We start from the raw sequence: 17604 nt of genomic DNA, 5'->3' as shown, positions 1-17604 counted from the left end.
GATCCGCCTTCGACAGCGCAAGCACACGCTCAGTGCGTCAATTCCTGCTCGTGCATCCAGGCCGCATGCTTGGGTGCGCGCTTGGTCTGAGCCCACTCGTTGAGCATGTCCCATTTGCACGCGTCGAGCTTCTGGTACATGTCGGGCGTGCCGGTGTTGACGGCCAGCTCCAGCCGATGGCCGTTGGGGTCAAAGAAATAGATGCTCTTGAAGATGGTGTGGTTGGTCGGACCCACCACATCGATGCCCGCATCGAGCAGACGTTGTTTGGCCTCTTCGAGCGTTTGGAGGCTGTCCACTTCGAACGCGATGTGCTGCACCCAGGGCGGGGTGTTTTCATCGCGCCCCATGGCGGGCGAGTTGGGCAACTCAAAAAAAGCCAGCACATTGCCTTGCCCGGCGTCGAGGAAGACGTGCATATAAGGATCGGGCGCTTTGGTCGAAGGGACCAGGTCTTCGGCAATCGCCAGCACAAAGTCCATGTTCAGGTGCTTGACGTACCACTCCACGGTTTCCTTGGCGTCCTTGCAGCGGTAGGCGACGTGGTGGATTTTGCTCAGTTTCATGGTGAATGCTCCAAAAGATTCAGGCGGCGGCCTTGGCCGCTTGCAGCGCCTCGCGCAGCACGCGCAAGTCGCCAATGTGGTTGGCCAGCAGCAAGATCAAACGGGCATTGAGCGCTTCGCTTTGTTCGTCACTCAGGCCGTTGTGCGCGTCGATCAGGGCTTCGTAAAAATCGTCGCCGGGCGAGAAGTCGCGAAAGAATCGGCGACCGGGCTCGTGGAAGTTAGGATCGGTTTTGAGCAATGGGGTATTCATCGCAGGCTCCCTGTTCAGGCTTGGCAAGTGGCGCGGGCCACGGCTTGCTGGATCTTGGCCGCATCCAGTTGACGCCAACGGGCGGCCACATGCTGGTCAGGACGCAGCAGGTAGGTGGTTCCGCTCTGGCCGTCGTAGCGTTTGGCCATCAGGCCCTGTGCGTCGACGATGACCTTCATGCCCCGCACATCCAGCGCACGGGGGGAAACGATCCACGGGGTCACCGGAAGCGGCCCATTTGCCAGGGTCTGCAGCTGCGCCAGCACCTCGGCAGAAGGTGCGGCATCGGCAAACAGCAGCGCAGCAAAACCGTTGCCCACCTGGTCGAGCAGCCAGCCGTCTTGCCCTTCGACCTGCACAGGTGCATCGTCCATCGGCGCACCGGGGACCATGTTGCCCTCAAAGGCGTCGGCATCGGGCGTGTTGAGCAGGGACTGCGTGAGGAAGGACGGCACCGACAGGCGGCCCGAGTTCACCAGCTTGCGCGCAAATGGGTAATGTTTGGCCAACGCCAGCACCTGGTTGCGGAAAGTCTTGCTGGTGCGGCTCTTGGGCGTGATGAAGTCGGTCGAGCGCGTCGAGTTCATGATGTTCTCGTCGGCCGCGAACTGGCGGTCGTGCGCGTAGGTGTCGAGCAGTTTGTCAGGCGCCTGGCCCTTTATGACCAGCGCGAGTTTCCACATCAGGTCGTCCGCGTCCTGAAAACCCGAGTTCGCCCCGCGTGCGCCAAAAGGCGAGACCTGGTGCGCCGCGTCGCCCACGAACAGCACGCGGCCGTGGCGGAAGTCGGTCATGCGGCGGCACTGGAAGGTGTAGATGCTCACCCACTCCAGCTCGAAAGGGCGGTCGTCGCCCAGCATGGCCTGCAGGCGCGGGATGACTTTTTCAGGTTTTTTTTCTTCTTCGGGGTCGGCGTCCCAGCCGAGCTGGAAGTCGATGCGCCAGACGTTGTTGCTCTGCTTGTGCAGCAGCACGCTCTGGTTGGGGTGGAAAGGCGGATCGAACCAGAACCAGCGCTCGGCGGGGTAGTCGGCCTTCATGATCACGTCGGCGATCAAAAAGCGGTCCTGGAACACACGGCCTTCGATGTCCAGCCCCAGGTGGCGGCGGATCGGGCTGCGTGCGCCGTCGGCCACCACCAGCCAGTCGGCCTCGATGTCGAAGGTGCCATCGGGTGTTTCCACCGTCAGCGTGGCGTGGTCTTCGTGGCGGGTGACGGCGGTGACCTTGTGCTGCCAGCGGATGTCGGCACCGAGTTCGAGCGCGCGGGCGATCAGCATTTCCTCGATGTGGTACTGCTGCAGGTTGATCATGCCCGGGCGCTTGTGCCCCGCGTCGGGCACCAGGTTGAACTGGTAGACCTCGTCTTGTTCGAGGAAGGTGCGGCCGATGTTCCAGCTCACGCCCAGCTGGCAGGCGGGATCGGCAATGCCCAGCCGGTCGAGGATTTCGAGCGAGCGTTTGGCATAGCAAACGGCACGCGAGCCGACCGAGACGGTCTTGTCGTCGTCGAGCACCAGCACATCGAGCCCTTGCAGGCGGGCGTCCACTGCGGCGGCCAGGCCCACCGGGCCCGCGCCAATGACGATCAACGGTTTGCGCAGCGGCGGCGTGGCCTTCAGGTCGGTCGGCGCCTTGTACGGATAAATCGGGTTGACGTAAGCCCCCATCGGCTGTCTCCTGTTTTCAAAAACGCGGCGGTGGGATCCGGGTCAACCACCAGACAGTAATTTACTATAGATAAACGAATTCACCTAATCGTAATTTTATTGACCATGCAACATGTCCTGCCGTCGCCACGGGCACCCACTGGTTCGGCAATCAGGAGCAAGGTATGCTTGGCCTGTTTTTTGTATGACAACTGCATGAGCCAAAACTTCACCCCCGTGTCCTCAGGTGCCCGGCTGTCTGACCAGGTGGCCGAGCAGCTGGAGGCCGAAATCCGGCGCGGCGCTCTGGTGCCCGGCGACAAACTGCCCACCGAGGCCCGGCTGGTGGAACAGTTCCACGTCAGCCGCACCGTCGTGCGCGAAGCCGTCTCACGGCTCAAATCACTCGGGCTGGTGGATTCGCGCCAGGGCAGCGGCGTGTTTGTCAGCACACAGGCTTCGTTTGCCCCCCTGCATTTCGAGGCGCACCACGCGGCCTCCAAAGAGGCGGTGATCCAGATGGTGGAAGTGCGCCGTGCCCTCGAAGCCGAGGTGGCCGCACTGGCCGCCCAACGCCGCACCCCGGCCGACCTGCGCCAGATCGACCAGGCCATGCAGGCGCTCGATGCCGCTGTGCGAGCAGGCGGGAACGGCGTGGCGCAAGATGTGCAGCTGCACCGAGCCATTGCCGATGCCGCGCGCAACCCTTTCCTGATTCAGACCCTCGAATACCTGGGCCAGTTCCTGCTGGGTGCGACCCAGGTGACCCGCGCCAACGAAGCGCGCCGACTGGACTTCGAGGCGCAGGTGAAGTCCGAGCACCAGGCCATCGTGATGGCCGTGCAGGCGGGCGACCCGCAAGCGGCACGTGCCGCCGCCGCGGCCCACATGGGCAACGCGATCACCCGCATCGAAGGGGCCGACCCGGCCTTCTGGCAGCAAGAGGGCGAACGCCTGGCCCAGCCGCTGGTGCGCAGCCTGAAAGCCGCGCCACGCAGACCCTGAGGCCCGGGCCTGCAGCGCCGATCACTCGGCCTTGATGTTGGCCGCCTTGACGACCTGCCCGTAGCGGGCCAGGTCGCGTTTCATCTCTTCGCCAAATTTATCGGGCGCGCCGGGTGTGACCGTGATGCCCATGCCGCTCAGCTTCTCGCGCACCTCGGGGTCGTTCAGCACCGCATTGAGTTCGGTGTTGAGTTTGTCCACGATGGCTTTGGGCGTTTTGGCCGGGGCCAGCAGCGCCACCCAGGAGTTGATTTCAAAATCGGGCAGACCGTTTTCGATGAAAGTCGGGACATCGGGCAACGAAGAAGCCCGCTTGGCACTCGACACCGCCACCGCATGCAGCTTGCCGGACTTCACATGCGGGATGGCCCCGGCAATGGCGGTGTACACGAGCGGGATGTTGCCGCCCAGCACATCGGTCATGGCTTGGCCGCCACCCTTGTAGGGAATGTGGGTCAGGTTGGCGCCCGTGCGCAGCTTGAGCAGCTCGCCAGCGATGTGCGGTGTGCCGCCCGTGCCCGAAGTGCCATAAGACAGGCCACCGGGCTGGGTTTTGGACAGAGCGATCACGTCTTTGAGGCTCTTGGCGGCAAAGCCCGGGTGCGCCACCAGGATCAACACCGCGTCGCCGATCTTGCCAATGGGGGCAAAGTCTTTCACCGTGTCAAAACCAACTTTGGCAAACACGTGCGGGTTGATCACCATCGTGCCGTCAAAGCCCAGCAGCAAGGTGTGGCCATCGGGCTCGGCCGCCGCCACCATCTGCGTGCCGATGTTGCCCGAAGCGCCCGGCTTGTTGTCCACGATCACCTGCTGGCCCAGCCGCTTGGACAGCTGCTCGGCGATCAGGCGGCCACTGGTGTCGGTCACGCCGCCAGGCGTGAAAGGCACCACCAGACGGATCGGTTTAACGGGATAACTCTGCGCTTGTGCCGCCGTGCCCCATGCGAGCGCGGCTGCAGCGACGAGCGTGGTCGTCAGCCAGGAACGGCGAAGGTGCTTGTGCATGTGTGTCTCCTGTGGTGTTTATCTGATCATTCGGTTTCGGCGTAGCGTTTTTCAAACGCCCACACCTCTTCAAAACCCATGAGATTGGTGAGCTCGCCGAAGTCGTAGAGCGGCGTCTGCCCACCTGCAGACGAGCCGTGCCGCTTGAACTGCTGGTACACCGCGGTCATGGCCTGCACCGAAGCGAGCAAGGCCGTGACCGGGAAGATGGCGATCTTGTAGCCGATGGATTCGAGCTCGGCCTGCGAGAGCACAGGGGTGCGCCCGCGCTCGACCATGTTGGCCACCAGCGGCACATCGAAACTTTGCCCAATGCGGCGCATCTCTTCCTCGGACTCGGGCGACTCGACAAACAAAATGTCGGCCCCGGCTTGGGCATAGGCCTCGGCGCGGCGCAAAGCTTCGTCCAGGCCCAGCGAGGTGCGGGCGTCGGTGCGGGCAATGATCAGGAAGTCTTTGGACTCGCGCGAGTCGGCCGCCACGCGGATTTTGCGCACCATGTCTTCCATCGGAATCACGCGCCGACCCGGGGTGTGGCCGCACTTTTTGGGGAACTCCTGGTCTTCGAGTTGGATGGCCGCAGCGCCAGCGGCTTCGTAACCACGGATGGTGTGACGCATGTTCAGCAGGCCGCCGTAACCCGTGTCGGCATCGGCAATGAGCGGCGCGCGGGCCATGCCGGCCATGGCCGTGACGCGGCCCACCATGTCGCTGTAGGTGGCCAGCCCCGCATCAGGCAGGCCCATGTGCGAGGCCACGGTGCCATATCCCGTCATGTAGAGGGCGTCAAAGCCGAAGGTGTCGGCCAAGCGCAGCGAGACCATGTCGAACACGCCAGGGGCCACGACCAGGCCGGGTTGGTTCAATCGCGCACGCAGCGCAGAACGAGCATCTTTCATGACAGCAAGGCCTTGGGTTCAGTGGTTAAATATTTGAGAAGTTCCGCATTTCAACAAAAGAGCACCCCATGGACCTGCACCTTCGCGACAAGCACATCCTGATCACTGGCGGCAGCAAAGGCATTGGCCTGGCCTGCGCGCACGCCTTTCTGGAAGAAGGCGCCCGGGTCAGCCTGGTCTCGCGCCAAAGTGCCCACCTGGACGCGGCACGCCAGGCGCTGCTGGCTCAGTTTCCGAATGCACAGGTCAGCACCCACGCGGCCGACCTGCGGGACAGTGCAGCCGCCGTGGACGCGCTGCAAGCGGCCGAAGCGGCGCTCGGCCCGGTGGACGTGCTGGTCAACTCCGCAGGCGCGGCCAAGCGCACCCCGGCCGAAGAGCTGACACCCGCCGCCTGGGCAGACGCGATGCAGGCCAAATATTTCAGCTACATCCACATGATCGATCCGGTGATCAAACGCATGGCCGCGCGCGGCACGGGCAGCATCGTCAACGTGGTGGGCAATGGCGGCAAGGTGGCCAGCCCCATCCACATCCCGGGCGGCGCGGCCAACGCGGCCCTGATGCTGGCCAGCGCCGGGCTGGCCGCAGCCTATGCCCCGCAGGGCATCCGGGTGAACGCCGTCAACCCGGGCCTGACCCTGACCGACCGATTGCAGGAAGGCCTGGCCGCCGATGCCCGTCTCAAAGGCATCAGCCCCGAAGAAGCGCTGCAGCAATCGGTGGCGCGCATCCCGCTGGGCCGCATGGCCCAACCCGAAGAAATCGCCCACGCGGTGGTCTTTTTGGCGTCGAGCAAGGCCAGCTACATCACCGGCGTGTGCATGAGCATGGACGGCGCGCTCAGCCCGATCGTGGTGTGACCATGCGCCACATCTTGATGAAACTGTTCTGGCTGATGGTGTTCGGCCTTGGCGCTCCAGCACAGGCGAGCACCCCCTTGACGCCCATCGCGTCGCTCGACGTGCCGCGCTACATGGGCACCTGGTACGAGATCGCCAAATACCCGGCGTGGTTCCAGCGCAAATGCGTGGGCAGCACCAGCGCGCAGTACAGCCTGCTGGAGGGTGGCCGGGTGCAGGTGCTCAACCGCTGCAAGATGGCCAACGGCGAATGGAACGAAGCCCTGGGCCTGGCGCGGCAAATCGGCAGTGCCACATCGGCCCAGCTCAAGGTGCGCTTTGCGCCCGAATGGTTGTCCTTCATCCCCATGGTCTGGGGCGACTACTGGGTCATTGCCCTGGACCCGCAGTACCAGTGGAGCATCGTGAGCGAGCCTTCCAGGCAGTACCTGTGGATCCTCTCGCGCACACCGACCTTGCCACGCGCCACCTACGAGCAGCTGCTCCAGCAACTGGGCACCATGGGGTTTGATCTGAACAGGATCGAGGCCAGCGCACCCTGAGCCATCAGGGCCGTTTGAACCCGGTGCGCTCAAACACCACCGTGGCCTCAGGCGTCTGCAGGTGGCGAATGAACGCTGCCGCCGCAGGCTTGGCCTGCGCACCCGTGCCCAGCAGGGCCGAGTAGGTGGTGATTTTTTGCAAGCTGCCCGGCAATGGCCCCACCAGCACGGCACCTTGCACCGGCAAGATCTCGGTGATCTGCTGGATGCCGATCTCGATCTCGCCCTTGGCCACCGGCTCGACCACAAAACCCACATCGCCCAGCTTGGTTTTGGCTTGCATTTGGTTGGCGATGCCCAGCTGCTCCAGCACAGAGGCAAAGTGCTTGCCGCTGGTGCCTTTTTGCGGGTCCATGTAAGTGATGGATTGGGCGCTGAGCAGCGTCTGGCGCAGGGCCTCAGGACTGGAAATGTCGGGTTGGGCAGCGCCCGCCTTGACGGCCACGCCGATGCCCACACTGCCCACGGGCACAGCAGAGCCCACCACGGCCCAGTTTTGGCGCTCGACCTCGGCCACGACTTCGGCTGAAACCAGCAGCACGTCGGGCCTGCCGCCCGCGGCCAGGCGGCGCAGCAGCACGCCCACCGGGGCGTAATCGACGGTCAGTTGGTGACCCGTGCTGGCCTGAAAAGCAGCCACCAATGGCTCCATCGGGGGTTTCGTGGCCCCGGCACTCCAGACCGTGAGGTCTGCCGCCTGAACCCCATGCGACAAGCCGCACAACAACAGGGGCAGGATGCACCTGCGCCAAACAACCACCAGTGACTTGGGCATGCCGTGCCTCCTCATGCGAGCAGGTCGACCTCAAGAGCGGGTCGACCTTGGCGTGCAGTCTACCTTGGCAGGCCGCCGCATGTGCAAACAGGGTCGCTCAAGCCTGCGGCCGCTGTGGCAGGCGTGTGCCGGGCTGCAGGCCCCAGGGCAGGCGTCGGTGCAAGGCCATCTGCTGCACCGTGATGCGGTGGCTGCTGAGTTTGCGCTGTGGCGATGCTGGCATCACCGATGGCTGCGCAAGCGTCTGCGCCCACGAAGTGCGGGTCACTTGCAATACACGGGACACCACATCGCGGCTGAAGTTCGGGTCGGTCATGTCTCTGGGTCTTTCTGTGAGGCCTCCGATGATGAAGAACCCCCAGGCCAGGGTCTGTGCGCCAACACGCCAAAATCTGCAACCCCGGCTCACTCAGTTCAGCGCACCCCCCGTGACCTGCACATCACCGGCTCGCGGCGCCGAGCCATCGAGCAAACTGCCCAGCGCACAGGTCAGCGCGGCCACTTGGGTGCCCAGTGGCATGCTGGGCATGGGCGGTCCGGGCCAGTGCGCGGCCTGCTCGGGCAAGAGGGGCAGGTGCACAAAACCGCTGCGCACAGCACGCCCGGCCAGCGCATGCTGCAAGGCATAAAACACCTGGTTGCAGACAAAGGTGCCTGCGGTCTGCGACACCGACGCCGGAAAGCCCGCTGCGCGCAAGCGGCTCACCAGGTGCTTGATCGGCAAGGTGCTGAAGTAAGCCGCAGGTCCACCCGACACCACCGGCTGATCGATCGGCTGAGCGCCTGCGTTGTCGGCGATGCGTGCGTCCATGACGTTGATGGCCACGCGCTCGACCGAGATGTCGCTGCGGCCCTCGGCCTGGCCCAGCGCCAGCACGATATCGGGCTGAAGCTCGTCCACAGCGCGTGTCAACGCGGCCGCGGCTTGCGCAAACACGCAGGGCAACTGGATGGACCGCACCTGGGCCTGCGGCAAGGGCAGCCCCTCCAGGGCCCGCGCCACTTCCCACGACGGGTTGATGCTTTGCCCGCCAAAGGGCTCGAAACCGGTGATGAGGATGCGCATGGTTTCATCCAGGTGACATGAGGGACTTGTACAGTGACGGCGAACCCAAGACACTGTCCATCCAAGTCACAGGAGCATAACGCGATGGCCAAAGATTTCTCGACCATGGAAGACAGCAACCGCTCGGGCAACCGCTCGATCCACGAGGTGCTGGCCGAGCGCCGCGCGGTGCTCAAGCTGGCGGGCGTGTCGGCATTGGCCAGCTTGCTGCAACCCTTGAGCGGTTGTGCCAGTATCGGTGCGGGGGGCAACGCGAACGCCGCACCTCGTCTGGGCTTTGTGGCCATCCCGCCAGGCGTGGGCGACGCGCTGCAAGTGCCTGCGGGTTATGTGGCGCAAGTGATCGCCGCCTGGGGCGAACCCATCGGCATCGCAGGGCAGATGCCCGCCTTCCGCATGGACGCCAGCAACAACGCCGAGGACCAGGCCGTGCAGCTGGGCATGCACCACGACGGGTTGGCGTTTTTCCCGTTGAACGGCGCGTCCACCCACGGCCTGATCGCGCTCAACCACGAGTACACCGACGACGGCCTGCTGCACCCCGACGGCTTTTTGCCCATGACCCCGGCCAAGGTGAAAAAGTCGCAGAACGCGCACGGCCTGTCGGTCTACGAAGTCCGACTCAACGGCCAGCAGTGGGAGATGGTGCGCCCCTCGCGTTACGCCCGCCGCTTCACGCTGGGCACGCCCTTTGCCCTGTCCGGCCCGGCCGCCGGGCACCCACTGATGCGCACTGAGGCTGATCCGCAAGGCCGCACCGTGCTGGGCACTCTCAACAACTGCGCCAGCAGCCAGACGCCCTGGGGCACCTACCTGTCGGGCGAAGAAAACTGGGCGTTTTACTTTGACGGCGGCAAAGACATCAGCCCACACCACCGGCGCTGGGGCGTGCGCGACAAAGGTTTTTACGGCTGGGGGGCACACGACCCGCGCTTTGACGTCACGCGCACACCCCACGAACCCAACCGCTTTGGCTGGGTGGTCGAAGTCGATCCGATGGACCCCACCAGCACCCCCGTCAAGCGCACGGCGCTGGGCCGCGCCGCGCACGAAGGCGCCTGGGTGGCCCTGACCCGTGACCAACGCGCCGTGGTGTATTCGGGCGAGGACGCGCGCTTTGAGTACATCTACAAATTCGTCAGCACGGGCCGCATGCAGCCGGGTGGCGCCCAGGCCAACCGCGAACTGCTCGACCACGGCACGCTGTATGTGGCGCGCTTTGACGCCGACGGGCGCGGCGCTTGGCTGCCCCTGGTGCACGGCCAGGGCCCGCTCACGGCAGCCAACGGCTTTGCCGACCAAGGCGAGGTGCTGATCAAGGCGCGCCAGGCCAGCGACCTGCTGGGCGGCACCAAGATGGACCGCCCCGAGTGGCTGAGCATCGACACCGCTTCGCGCTGGGTCTATTGCACGCTGACCAACAACAGCCAGCGCGGCCAAGCCGGTCACCCGGGCGTGGACGCGGCCAACCCCCGCGCCAACAACACCATGGGCCAGATCATCCGCTGGCTCGAAGACGGCGACCACGATGGGCTGCAGTTCTCATGGAACCACCTGGTGCTGGCGGGCGATCCGGCCAACGAACGTGCCGAGGCCAAGGGCAATGTGAAAGGTGATATTTTTGGCTGCCCCGACGGCCTGGGCTTTGCGCCCAACGGGCTGCTGTGGATCCAGACCGACGCCCACGCCACACAGATGTACAAGGGCGAGTTCAAGAACATCGGCAACAACCAGATGCTGGCCTGCGACCCGCAGACGGGCGAGATCCGCCGCTTTCTGACCGGCCCGACCCACTGTGAGATCACGGGCATCGCCTTCACCCCCGATGGCCGCAACCTGTTCATCAGCGTGCAACACCCGGGCGAAACGCCCACCGATCGCAGCGACCCGAAAAACCCCAGCCAGTATTCCAGCTGGCCGGACTACCAAAAAGGTGGGCGACCCCGCTCGGCCAATGTGGTGATCCGCAAGCGCGACGGTGGCGTGATCGGCACCTGAGCGCCAGCGCACATTGGCCGTGAGGCATAGACCTTGCGGTGGATTCCCCAAGGCCTGCGGGCTGCCTAGCATGGGACTTCCTGCACCACAGCCCGTGGCGCAACCCGATCCCTGCGATGGAGACCCTCATGCCCCAGTTCAAGAAAATCCTGGTTCCCGTGGATGGCAGCAGCACATCCAACAAGGCGCTGGACTATGCCCTGCAAATGGCCAAGGATGGCCACAGCCAGGTGCGCTTCGTCCACGCCATCGACGAACTGGGCTACCTCAGCAGCTACGAGTACTCCGGCGAATTGATGGCCACCGCCCACAAACACGGCACCGAGATCCTGCAGGCGGCGGTACTGGCTGCGCAGGCCGCCAACGTCCCGGCCGACACGCGCCTGATCGACACGCCCGGCCAGCGCCTGGGACAAACCGTGGCCGACGAGGCCGCCAGCTGGAATGCAGACCTGATTGTGCTGGGCACCCATGGCCGGCGCGGGGTCGGCCGTGTGCTGCTGGGCAGTGGTGCAGAACAGATCATCCGCATGGCCCCCACCGCCGTGCTGACGGTGCGCAGCGATTGAACCCGTGAAGGATGCGAAAATACTGTTTATATATACAGTATACTGGCGCTGTCATGGCTTTTTGCAGTTGCCTGACTTTCCCTTCATGCGCCCCGCCCGGGGCGCATTTTTTTGGCGCAAAAAAAGCCTGACCGGTGAAGGTCAGGCCGGGTGCTCACGCCCCTCGCATCACTGGGCAATGGCTTCCAGTGCGATGTCGATGCGCACCTCATCACCCACATAAGGCACGTACTTGCCGGCGTTGAACTCGGAGCGCTTGATGGTGGTGAAAGCGTTGGCGCCGATGGCGGGCTTCTTCATCATCGGGTGCGGCATGGCCTGGAAGCCGGTCACCGTCAGGGTCACGGGCTTGGTCACGCCCTTGATGGTCAGGTTGCCTTCCACGGTCTTGGGCTTGTCACCCTCGAACACCACTTTGGTGGACTTGAAAGTGGCGGTGGGGAACTTGGCGGTGTCGAAGAAGTCCTCGCCTTGCAGGTGACCGTCAAACACTTCAAAGCCGGTGTTGACCGCTTTCATGTCGATGGTGATGTCCACGCTGCCGGTCTTGGCTTCGGCGTCAAACACGACCTTGCCGGTGGTGTTCTTGAAGCTGCTCAGCTGGGTGGAGTAACCGAAGTGCGAATACGAGAAACGCGGGAAGGTGTGGCTGCCGTCCACGCCGTAGGTCACGGGGGCGGCGATGGCGCTGCCGGCCAGGGCGGCGAACAGGGCGGTGGCGAGGGACAGTTGCTTGAAGGATTTCATGAAGACTCCAGGTTGAAAAATCATTTGAGGTTGAGGTTGAAATTCACGGTGATCTCGTTGGCCACGACATCGAACTTGGCCCACATGCCTTCGCCGATGCCAAAGTCAGCCCGCTTGAGCACGAAGCTGCCGGTGAGTTGACCCTGCGGCGTGAGCTTGAGGGGGGCATGCAATTCACGCGTCTGGCCCTTGATGGTCAGCTGGCCTGTGGCTTCGTACTGGTTGGCACCGCTGGCCTTGAGGCCCTTGAGCACAAAGCTGGCCTTGGGGTGCGCGGCCACGTTGAACCAGGCCTTGCCGACCACTTCCTGGTCCGCCTCGCTGGAGCCGGTGTCGATGCTGGCCAGGTCGATGTCGATGCTGCCCTTGGCTTTGTCCAGCTTGGTGGTGTCCAGGCCCACTTGTGCGCTGAACTTCCTGAACTTGCCATCCATGGCCACACCCATCTGTTTGTAGCTGAAGGTGATGGTGCTTTTTTCGGGGGCCACGGCCGAGTAGGAGGCAGCGTGGGCGCTGCTCAGTGCAAGGGCGCTGAGCGCCAGGAGGGTGATGAGGTGTTTCATGGTGTTTCTCCTCAGCGCATGCGGCGCAGGGTGTCGTCTTTCAAAACAAAGTGGTGCCACAGGGCCGCGGCCACGTGGCCCGCGAGGGTCAGCATCAGCAGCCAGTTGAGGGCCTCGTGCATTTCCTTGAGCAGGTCGCCCAGGGCCTTGTCACGCCCGATCAGGTCGGGGATGGGCAGCACGCCGAACCACACCGTTTGCACGCCCTTGGCCGAGCTCATGAGCCAGCCGCTGAGCGGGATGACGATCATCAGACCGTACAAGGCCGCATGACCGGCGTGGGCCGCCAGGCGCATGAAGGGCGACATGCCTGGCGGCAAGGCGGGCGGGCGGTGCGTCACACGCCAGGCCAGGCGCAGCCAGACCAGCAGGAACACGGTCACGCCAGCCCATTTGTGCCACGAATACAACTGCAGCTTTTCAGGCGACAGCGGCAGCTCGTGCATGTAAACGCCCAGCACAAACAGGCCAATGATCATCACGGCCATCAGCCAGTGCAGGCCTTTGGCGACGGGGGTATAGGTTGTGTTCATTTTTTCTCCCTGGATCAGTCCCACACACTCAAATGAAGGCGTACCCGTCCATGGCGATCACATGGTCGTAGATGCCACGGTAAAACGCTTCCGGCCGGGCATTGGCACCGGCTGCGCCCAATGCGGTGAACAAGGGCAGCAAATGCTCGTCGCGCGGGTGGGCCCGGCTGCCGGCACTTTGGGTCTGGCGGTAGTTCAGCAGCGCATCGGTGTGCCCCCCGACCATCTGCGCGTGCACCCAGTCGGCGAACTGCTGCACATAGTCGGGCGTGGGCTGGCCGGTCATGCTGATGATCTGCCAGTCGCGCAGGTTGTGCGTGACGTTGCCCGAAGCCACGATCAGGAAACCCTGCTCGGCCAGAGGGGCCAGCGCCTGGCCCACACGGTAGGCGTGCTGCGGGCCGCCATGGTGCTGCACAGACAGCGGCACCACGGGCACATCGGCATCGGGGAACATCTGGCGCAGCGGCACCCAGGCACCGTGGTCCAGGCCGCGTGTGGCGTCGGTGGCCACGGGCAAACCGGCGGCCTGCAGGGCCGCCACGACGTGCTGGGCCGCTTCAGGGCAGCCGGTGGCCGGGTACTGGATCTGGAACAAACGCGGGTCAAAACCGCCAAAGTCGTGGAGGGTCTCCAGCCGGGTGGCGGTGCCCACGGTGGGCACGCTGGTTTCCCAGTGCGGGCTGACGACCACGATGGCGCGGGGCGTGGGCAGCTGGCCCACCACATCGGTCATGGCCGTGCCGGCCGCGCCCGGTTGCAGCGCAAACATCGGTGAGCCATGGGGCACAAAAAGGACGGAGCGGTTGGTGTTCATGGCGTGAACTGTAGGCCGCCAGATCAGATAGAAAAACCATCCAATCACAACAAGTTTGTTGCACAATCAGCAACAATGGACAAACTCGATGCGATGCAAACCTTTGTGCGGGTGGCCGAGGCCGGCAGCTTCATTGCCGTGGCCAACCAGCTGCAAGTCGCCCGTTCGGTGGTGACGCGCCAGATCGCGGCGCTTGAAAAACACCTGGGCACCAAGCTGATCACCCGCAGCACCCGCAGCCTGGCGCTGACAGCCGCCGGCTCGGCTTACCTCGAAAAATGCCGCGTGATCCTGAACATGGTGGACGCTGCCGAATCGAGCCTGGCCGAAGAGAAAACCGTGCCACGGGGGCGCATCCGGCTGGGTCTGCCGCTGTCTTATGGGCTGCAGGAACTGATGCCGGCACTGTTGGACTTTGCACGCGACCAGCCCTTCATCGAATTGATCATGGACCTGTCTGACCAGCGCGCCAACCTGATCGAAGAGGGGCTGGACCTGTCGATCCGCATCACGGCAGAACTGCAGCCCGGCGACATCGTGCGCAAATTGGGTGAGTGCCAGCTGCTCACCCTGGCTTCGCCCGGCTACCTGGCGCAACACGGCGAGCCACGTCACCCCAGTGAACTGCGGCACCACGACTGCCTCATTTACGCCAGCGACAGCGCCACCACACAATGGGCCTACCGCGAAGGCGCACAGGGTCTGCAAGTGCCGGTACGCGGGCGCATCGTGGCCAACAACGGCAGCGCCCTGACCGAGGCGGCGGCGCGCGGCATGGGCATCACGCGACAGCCGGATTTCATCGCAGCGCCCTATCTGGCACAGGGCCGGATCAAGTCCGTGCTGCAGGACTTCGAGATCGCGCCACTGGGCATTTATGCGGTGCTGCCGAGCAACCGCTACATCCCACACAGGGTGAGCGCACTGATCGAGCACCTGGCCCAGGCGCTGCAAGTGCCATGAACAACCAGGTCATGCATCTTGTCTTCAACGCGCGGCCACCACGCCATCGCGCAACAGGCGCTGGATTTCGGACTTGAGGGCCTCCACCGAAATCGGTTTGGACACATAGCCGTTCATGCCCGCATCCAGATAGCGCTCGCGGTCGCCCTTGAGGGCGTTCGCGGTGACGGCGATGATGGGCGTTGGCCTGCGCGCCAGGCGCCGCTCCATGTCGCGGATCGCCTGCGTCGCCTCGATGCCGCCCATCTCGGGCATCTGGATGTCCATCAGCACCAGATCGAATACCCCGCCTGCAAACGCCTCCACGGCTTCGCGTCCGTTGTTGGCCACGGTGACCTCACAACCCATGCGGGTGAGGATGATGGTCGCCAGGGTCTGGTTGATCGGCGTGTCTTCTGCCAGCAGCACCTTGGCGGACAACGCAGACCACTGCTCCTGCGATGGCGCGTCATCGGTCGGCGGCAGTTGCACATGGGTCCTTGACCAGCGGTTGAGGATGGCCACCAGCTCGTGCAAGTCGATAGGCTTGACCAGGAACCCCTGGATGTCATGCGACTGCAGCAACTCTTGAGGCGTTTGCTCGCTGAGTGCGCCCATCATGATGATCGTCATTTGCGCTGCCGTGCGTGTTTTGCGCAGCTCGGTCACCAAGGCGTAACCGTCGATGTCAGGCAAGCCCACATCGATCAGGGCGTAATGCGCATGCAGCAGTTGCGGTGAGTGCAGCGCCTGCGCTGCGCTGTCACAAACGACCGCGTGCAGCCCCGCCGATGTCAGGTTGCGCGCCAGGATCTGGCGGCTGCTGGCGTTGTCATCGACCACCAGAACCGTTTGGCCAAGCAAGTGCCCACTGAGCTCGCCCCGAACCACCGGCACGGCGCTCGCGTGTCCCAGATGGGTGGTGAAACTGAAGGTGCTGCCCTGTCCCAGTTCACTTTTCACATCGATCTGGCCGCCCATCATCTCCACCAGGCTGCGGCTGATGGCCAGGCCCAGGCCCGACCCCCCAAATCTGCGCGCCGTGCTCGAATCGGCCTGGGTGAAGATGTCAAAGATCAGCGCCTGCTTGTCTTCGGAAATGCCGATCCCGGTGTCCTTGATCTGGAACTTCAACCAAACGCCGTCGGGTGTTGGTGGCGATGGCAAGCGTTCCACCGACAACACGACCTCGCCTTGCGCCGTGAACTTGATCGCATTGCCCAGCAAATTCGTCAGCACCTGTTGCAGGCGCAGGGCATCGCCCACCACCAGTTCAGGCACATCAGCGGCGATGTCGCAAATCAGCTCCAGCTCCTTTTCCACGGCCCGCAGCGACAGCGCCCGTGTTGACTGCCGCACCAGGCTGTGCACCGAGAACTCATGCGGGTCCAGGTCCAGCTTGCGTGCCTCGATCTTGGAAAAGTCCAGGATGTCATTGATCACCGACAGCAAGGACTTGGCAGAGGTCTCCACCATCTCCAGGTAGCTGCGCTGCTCGTCGGTCGTGCGTGTTTGCAGGCACAACTCGGTCATGCCCAAAATGCCATTCATTGGCGTGCGGATTTCATGGCTCATGTTCGCCAGAAAGTTGCTCTTGGACGCATTGGCCGCCTGCGCTTCATCGCGCGCTTGTGCCAGCAAACACTCGGCCCGCAAACGCGCCGCCATGAATTCGTTGAAGGCCTGCACCACCGTGTGGATTTCCTGGCTTCCGAGCTCAGGGATGGGCGTCACCGGCTTGCCGTCGCGCATCCGCGCCGCGGTGTTGTGCATGGCCTGCGCCAGCTGCCCCAAAGGCCGCACCAGACGCGCCGCAAATATCCACAGCAAAGGAATCACCGCGCCCAGCAACAACAAGGTGACCAGCAACATGCGGTGGTAGAGGTAAGTGATCGGGGCAAACGCTTCTTCGGTGGGGATCACCGAGCCCACGATCCAGTCGGTGGTCTTGAGCTTTTTGAACGTGAACAAGGCCCGCAGACCTCGCGTGGTCTGGCCTTCTTTGGTGCCCTCAAATCCCTCCATCGCGGCTTCAAACGGGAGGTTGATGCTGTTGGGCGGCACCGCTTTGAGGATCAGTGACGGGTCTGGGTGCGCGATGCGCACCCGGTCATTGGTCACCAGGTAGTAGTAGCCGGTGGCACCATTTTTCTTGGTGGCAATGGTGCCGAGCAAATTGGGTTTGTAGAGGTTCAGCACCCCGCCCACGATGCCCAGCAGGCGGTTCTGTCCATCCAGGATCGGCGCAGCCACCACCACAATGGGCTGCCGTGTGGCCTTGCCCCAAATGGGTTTGGAAATGACCGTTCGATGGGTCTTGATCACCTCCTGGATGTAATCGCGCCCCGACATGTCCAGCATCCGCCTGCCGGGCTTGACCGGCCAGTCCACCAGCAACACGCCCTTGGCATCGAACACATAGAGGTCATCAAACACCGTGAGCAGGGCACTCTCACGCTGCAGGGCTGTTTGCAGGGCCTGCGGGTCGTTCAGCGGCTGCGCACTGATGTTGGGCGCAATGCTGGTGAGCATGTCCATGCTCTCCTCCAGCTTTTCGTCCAGGTACTCGGCAAAGTCCGTCAGCTGCCTGAATTCATGCCGCTCGATCCGCTGAACGATGTCGGCGCGCAGCACATAGAACTGAATGCCCAGCTGCGCCAGCAAAAGCAGGATGCCCAGCGCAATCGCGCTCAAGGCCAATTGAAGCCTGATGCTGAAGTACTTCATGGATCAACGAAACGTCACGCGGCTAAAGCTGAGGGGTCACGGCGGCAAAGGACAAGACGGCGCCCTTGCAACACCAGGCTTC

Annotated in this window: 19 protein-coding genes; 6 read left to right on the top strand and 13 right to left on the bottom strand. The window is 63.7% G+C overall.

Features of this window, described 5'->3' with window-relative positions; translation table 11 throughout:
- Positions 1-29: 29 nt before the first annotated feature.
- From IC609_RS07025 to IC609_RS07015, 3 genes are read right to left on the bottom strand one after another with little or no spacing between them, the layout of a single operon-like run.
- Complete coding sequence (locus IC609_RS07025) at positions 30-566, bottom strand: VOC family protein (RefSeq protein WP_191818692.1); 537 nt, start codon at positions 564-566, stop codon at positions 30-32.
- A gap of 19 nt (positions 567-585) precedes the next feature.
- Positions 586-819, bottom strand: coding sequence for a DUF2783 domain-containing protein (locus IC609_RS07020; protein ID WP_191818691.1), 234 nt, complete (start codon positions 817-819; stop codon positions 586-588).
- A gap of 14 nt (positions 820-833) precedes the next feature.
- The gene (locus tag IC609_RS07015; RefSeq protein WP_191818690.1) at positions 834-2489 is read right to left on the bottom strand and encodes an FAD-dependent oxidoreductase; all 1656 of its coding nucleotides are present in this window, start codon (positions 2487-2489) and stop codon (positions 834-836) included.
- Between the two features lie 195 nt (positions 2490-2684).
- On the opposite strand from IC609_RS07015, the gene IC609_RS07010 reads away from it, so the two are divergent.
- Positions 2685-3473 (top strand): FadR/GntR family transcriptional regulator, encoded by a 789-nt coding sequence (locus IC609_RS07010; RefSeq protein WP_191818689.1) that lies wholly within the window; start codon positions 2685-2687, stop codon positions 3471-3473.
- A 21-nt stretch (positions 3474-3494) separates the two neighbouring features.
- Here IC609_RS07010 and IC609_RS07005 read toward each other — a convergent pair whose 3' ends face one another.
- The gene (locus tag IC609_RS07005) at positions 3495-4481 is read right to left on the bottom strand and encodes a Bug family tripartite tricarboxylate transporter substrate binding protein (protein WP_191818688.1); all 987 of its coding nucleotides are present in this window, start codon (positions 4479-4481) and stop codon (positions 3495-3497) included.
- 26 nt (positions 4482-4507) lie between these two features.
- Complete coding sequence (locus tag IC609_RS07000) at positions 4508-5380, bottom strand: isocitrate lyase/PEP mutase family protein (protein ID WP_191818687.1); 873 nt, start codon at positions 5378-5380, stop codon at positions 4508-4510.
- A gap of 68 nt (positions 5381-5448) precedes the next feature.
- Between IC609_RS07000 and IC609_RS06995 the strand changes: the two genes are divergently transcribed.
- Together IC609_RS06995 and IC609_RS06990 are read left to right on the top strand one after the other, a co-directional pair.
- Entirely contained in the window at positions 5449-6243 is a 795-nt protein-coding gene (locus IC609_RS06995) for an SDR family oxidoreductase (RefSeq protein ID WP_191818686.1), read from the top strand.
- 2 nt (positions 6244-6245) lie between these two features.
- Positions 6246-6785, top strand: a complete 540-nt coding sequence (locus IC609_RS06990; RefSeq protein ID WP_225224015.1) for a lipocalin family protein — start codon at positions 6246-6248, stop codon at positions 6783-6785.
- A 4-nt stretch (positions 6786-6789) separates the two neighbouring features.
- Here the strand turns inward: IC609_RS06990 and IC609_RS06985 are convergent, their stop codons facing one another.
- From IC609_RS06985 to pcp, 3 genes are all read right to left on the bottom strand, one after another.
- Positions 6790-7560 carry a molybdate ABC transporter substrate-binding protein gene (locus IC609_RS06985; RefSeq protein ID WP_191818685.1) on the bottom strand — a complete coding sequence of 257 codons (771 nt, stop codon included), beginning with the start codon at positions 7558-7560 and terminating at the stop codon, positions 6790-6792.
- Between the two features lie 97 nt (positions 7561-7657).
- A complete protein-coding gene (locus tag IC609_RS06980; RefSeq protein WP_191818684.1) occupies positions 7658-7876 on the bottom strand; it encodes a hypothetical protein in 219 nt (72 codons plus the stop codon).
- Positions 7877-7969: 93 nt separating this feature from the next.
- Entirely contained in the window at positions 7970-8626 is a 657-nt protein-coding gene (gene pcp, locus IC609_RS06975) for a pyroglutamyl-peptidase I (RefSeq protein WP_191818683.1), read from the bottom strand.
- Positions 8627-8710: 84 nt separating this feature from the next.
- On the opposite strand from pcp, the gene IC609_RS06970 reads away from it, so the two are divergent.
- Positions 8711-10624, top strand: a complete 1914-nt coding sequence (locus tag IC609_RS06970) for a PhoX family protein (protein ID WP_191818682.1) — start codon at positions 8711-8713, stop codon at positions 10622-10624.
- 128 nt (positions 10625-10752) lie between these two features.
- Complete coding sequence (locus tag IC609_RS06965; protein ID WP_191818681.1) at positions 10753-11193, top strand: universal stress protein; 441 nt, start codon at positions 10753-10755, stop codon at positions 11191-11193.
- A 168-nt stretch (positions 11194-11361) separates the two neighbouring features.
- On the opposite strand, the gene IC609_RS06960 is transcribed toward IC609_RS06965, so the two are convergent.
- The 4 genes from IC609_RS06960 to IC609_RS06945 are packed head-to-tail and all read right to left on the bottom strand — an operon-like array spanning position 11362 to position 13853.
- Positions 11362-11940, bottom strand: coding sequence for a YceI family protein (locus tag IC609_RS06960; RefSeq protein ID WP_191818680.1), 579 nt, complete (start codon positions 11938-11940; stop codon positions 11362-11364).
- A gap of 20 nt (positions 11941-11960) precedes the next feature.
- Positions 11961-12503 carry a YceI family protein gene (locus IC609_RS06955; RefSeq protein WP_191818679.1) on the bottom strand — a complete coding sequence of 181 codons (543 nt, stop codon included), beginning with the start codon at positions 12501-12503 and terminating at the stop codon, positions 11961-11963.
- A gap of 11 nt (positions 12504-12514) precedes the next feature.
- Positions 12515-13036, bottom strand: a complete 522-nt coding sequence (locus IC609_RS06950; RefSeq protein ID WP_191818678.1) for a cytochrome b — start codon at positions 13034-13036, stop codon at positions 12515-12517.
- 28 nt (positions 13037-13064) lie between these two features.
- On the bottom strand, positions 13065-13853 hold the full coding sequence (locus tag IC609_RS06945; protein ID WP_191818677.1) for a dioxygenase family protein: 789 nt from the start codon (positions 13851-13853) through the stop codon (positions 13065-13067).
- Between the two features lie 75 nt (positions 13854-13928).
- Between IC609_RS06945 and IC609_RS06940 the strand changes: the two genes are divergently transcribed.
- Complete coding sequence (locus IC609_RS06940; RefSeq protein ID WP_191818676.1) at positions 13929-14816, top strand: LysR family transcriptional regulator; 888 nt, start codon at positions 13929-13931, stop codon at positions 14814-14816.
- 24 nt (positions 14817-14840) lie between these two features.
- On the opposite strand, the gene IC609_RS06935 is transcribed toward IC609_RS06940, so the two are convergent.
- Entirely contained in the window at positions 14841-17522 is a 2682-nt protein-coding gene (locus IC609_RS06935) for a HAMP domain-containing sensor histidine kinase (RefSeq protein WP_191818675.1), read from the bottom strand.
- Between the last annotated feature and the right edge of the window lie 82 nt (positions 17523-17604).

Origin of the sequence: Limnohabitans radicicola, from assembly GCF_014837235.1 — a bacterium.
Taxonomy (GTDB): domain Bacteria; phylum Pseudomonadota; class Gammaproteobacteria; order Burkholderiales; family Burkholderiaceae_C; genus Limnohabitans_A; species Limnohabitans_A radicicola.
The sequence above is the reverse complement of the archived record's forward strand: the minus strand, read 5'-3'. Positions and strand labels throughout refer to the sequence as shown.

Excerpts from the sequence above, each read along its gene's own strand:
- IC609_RS06960 (WP_191818680.1), bottom strand. The coding sequence starts at position 11,940 with ATGAAATCCTTCAAGCAACTGTCCCTCGCCACCGCCCTGTTCGCCGCC.
- IC609_RS06980 (WP_191818684.1), bottom strand. The coding sequence starts at position 7,876 with ATGACCGACCCGAACTTCAGCCGCGATGTGGTGTCCCGTGTATTGCAA.
- pcp (WP_191818683.1), bottom strand. The coding sequence starts at position 8,626 with ATGCGCATCCTCATCACCGGTTTCGAGCCCTTTGGCGGGCAAAGCATC.
- IC609_RS06995 (WP_191818686.1), top strand. The coding sequence starts at position 5,449 with ATGGACCTGCACCTTCGCGACAAGCACATCCTGATCACTGGCGGCAGC.
- IC609_RS07025 (WP_191818692.1), bottom strand. The coding sequence starts at position 566 with ATGAAACTGAGCAAAATCCACCACGTCGCCTACCGCTGCAAGGACGCC.
- IC609_RS06940 (WP_191818676.1), top strand. The coding sequence starts at position 13,929 with ATGGACAAACTCGATGCGATGCAAACCTTTGTGCGGGTGGCCGAGGCC.
- IC609_RS07010 (WP_191818689.1), top strand. The coding sequence starts at position 2,685 with ATGAGCCAAAACTTCACCCCCGTGTCCTCAGGTGCCCGGCTGTCTGAC.
- IC609_RS06970 (WP_191818682.1), top strand. The coding sequence starts at position 8,711 with ATGGCCAAAGATTTCTCGACCATGGAAGACAGCAACCGCTCGGGCAAC.
- IC609_RS06955 (WP_191818679.1), bottom strand. The coding sequence starts at position 12,503 with ATGAAACACCTCATCACCCTCCTGGCGCTCAGCGCCCTTGCACTGAGC.
- IC609_RS07000 (WP_191818687.1), bottom strand. The coding sequence starts at position 5,380 with ATGAAAGATGCTCGTTCTGCGCTGCGTGCGCGATTGAACCAACCCGGC.
- IC609_RS06965 (WP_191818681.1), top strand. The coding sequence starts at position 10,753 with ATGCCCCAGTTCAAGAAAATCCTGGTTCCCGTGGATGGCAGCAGCACA.
- IC609_RS06990 (WP_225224015.1), top strand. The coding sequence starts at position 6,246 with ATGCGCCACATCTTGATGAAACTGTTCTGGCTGATGGTGTTCGGCCTT.
- IC609_RS06945 (WP_191818677.1), bottom strand. The coding sequence starts at position 13,853 with ATGAACACCAACCGCTCCGTCCTTTTTGTGCCCCATGGCTCACCGATG.
- IC609_RS07005 (WP_191818688.1), bottom strand. The coding sequence starts at position 4,481 with ATGCACAAGCACCTTCGCCGTTCCTGGCTGACGACCACGCTCGTCGCT.
- IC609_RS06935 (WP_191818675.1), bottom strand. The coding sequence starts at position 17,522 with ATGAAGTACTTCAGCATCAGGCTTCAATTGGCCTTGAGCGCGATTGCG.
- IC609_RS06950 (WP_191818678.1), bottom strand. The coding sequence starts at position 13,036 with ATGAACACAACCTATACCCCCGTCGCCAAAGGCCTGCACTGGCTGATG.
- IC609_RS07015 (WP_191818690.1), bottom strand. The coding sequence starts at position 2,489 with ATGGGGGCTTACGTCAACCCGATTTATCCGTACAAGGCGCCGACCGAC.
- IC609_RS07020 (WP_191818691.1), bottom strand. The coding sequence starts at position 819 with ATGAATACCCCATTGCTCAAAACCGATCCTAACTTCCACGAGCCCGGT.
- IC609_RS06985 (WP_191818685.1), bottom strand. The coding sequence starts at position 7,560 with ATGCCCAAGTCACTGGTGGTTGTTTGGCGCAGGTGCATCCTGCCCCTG.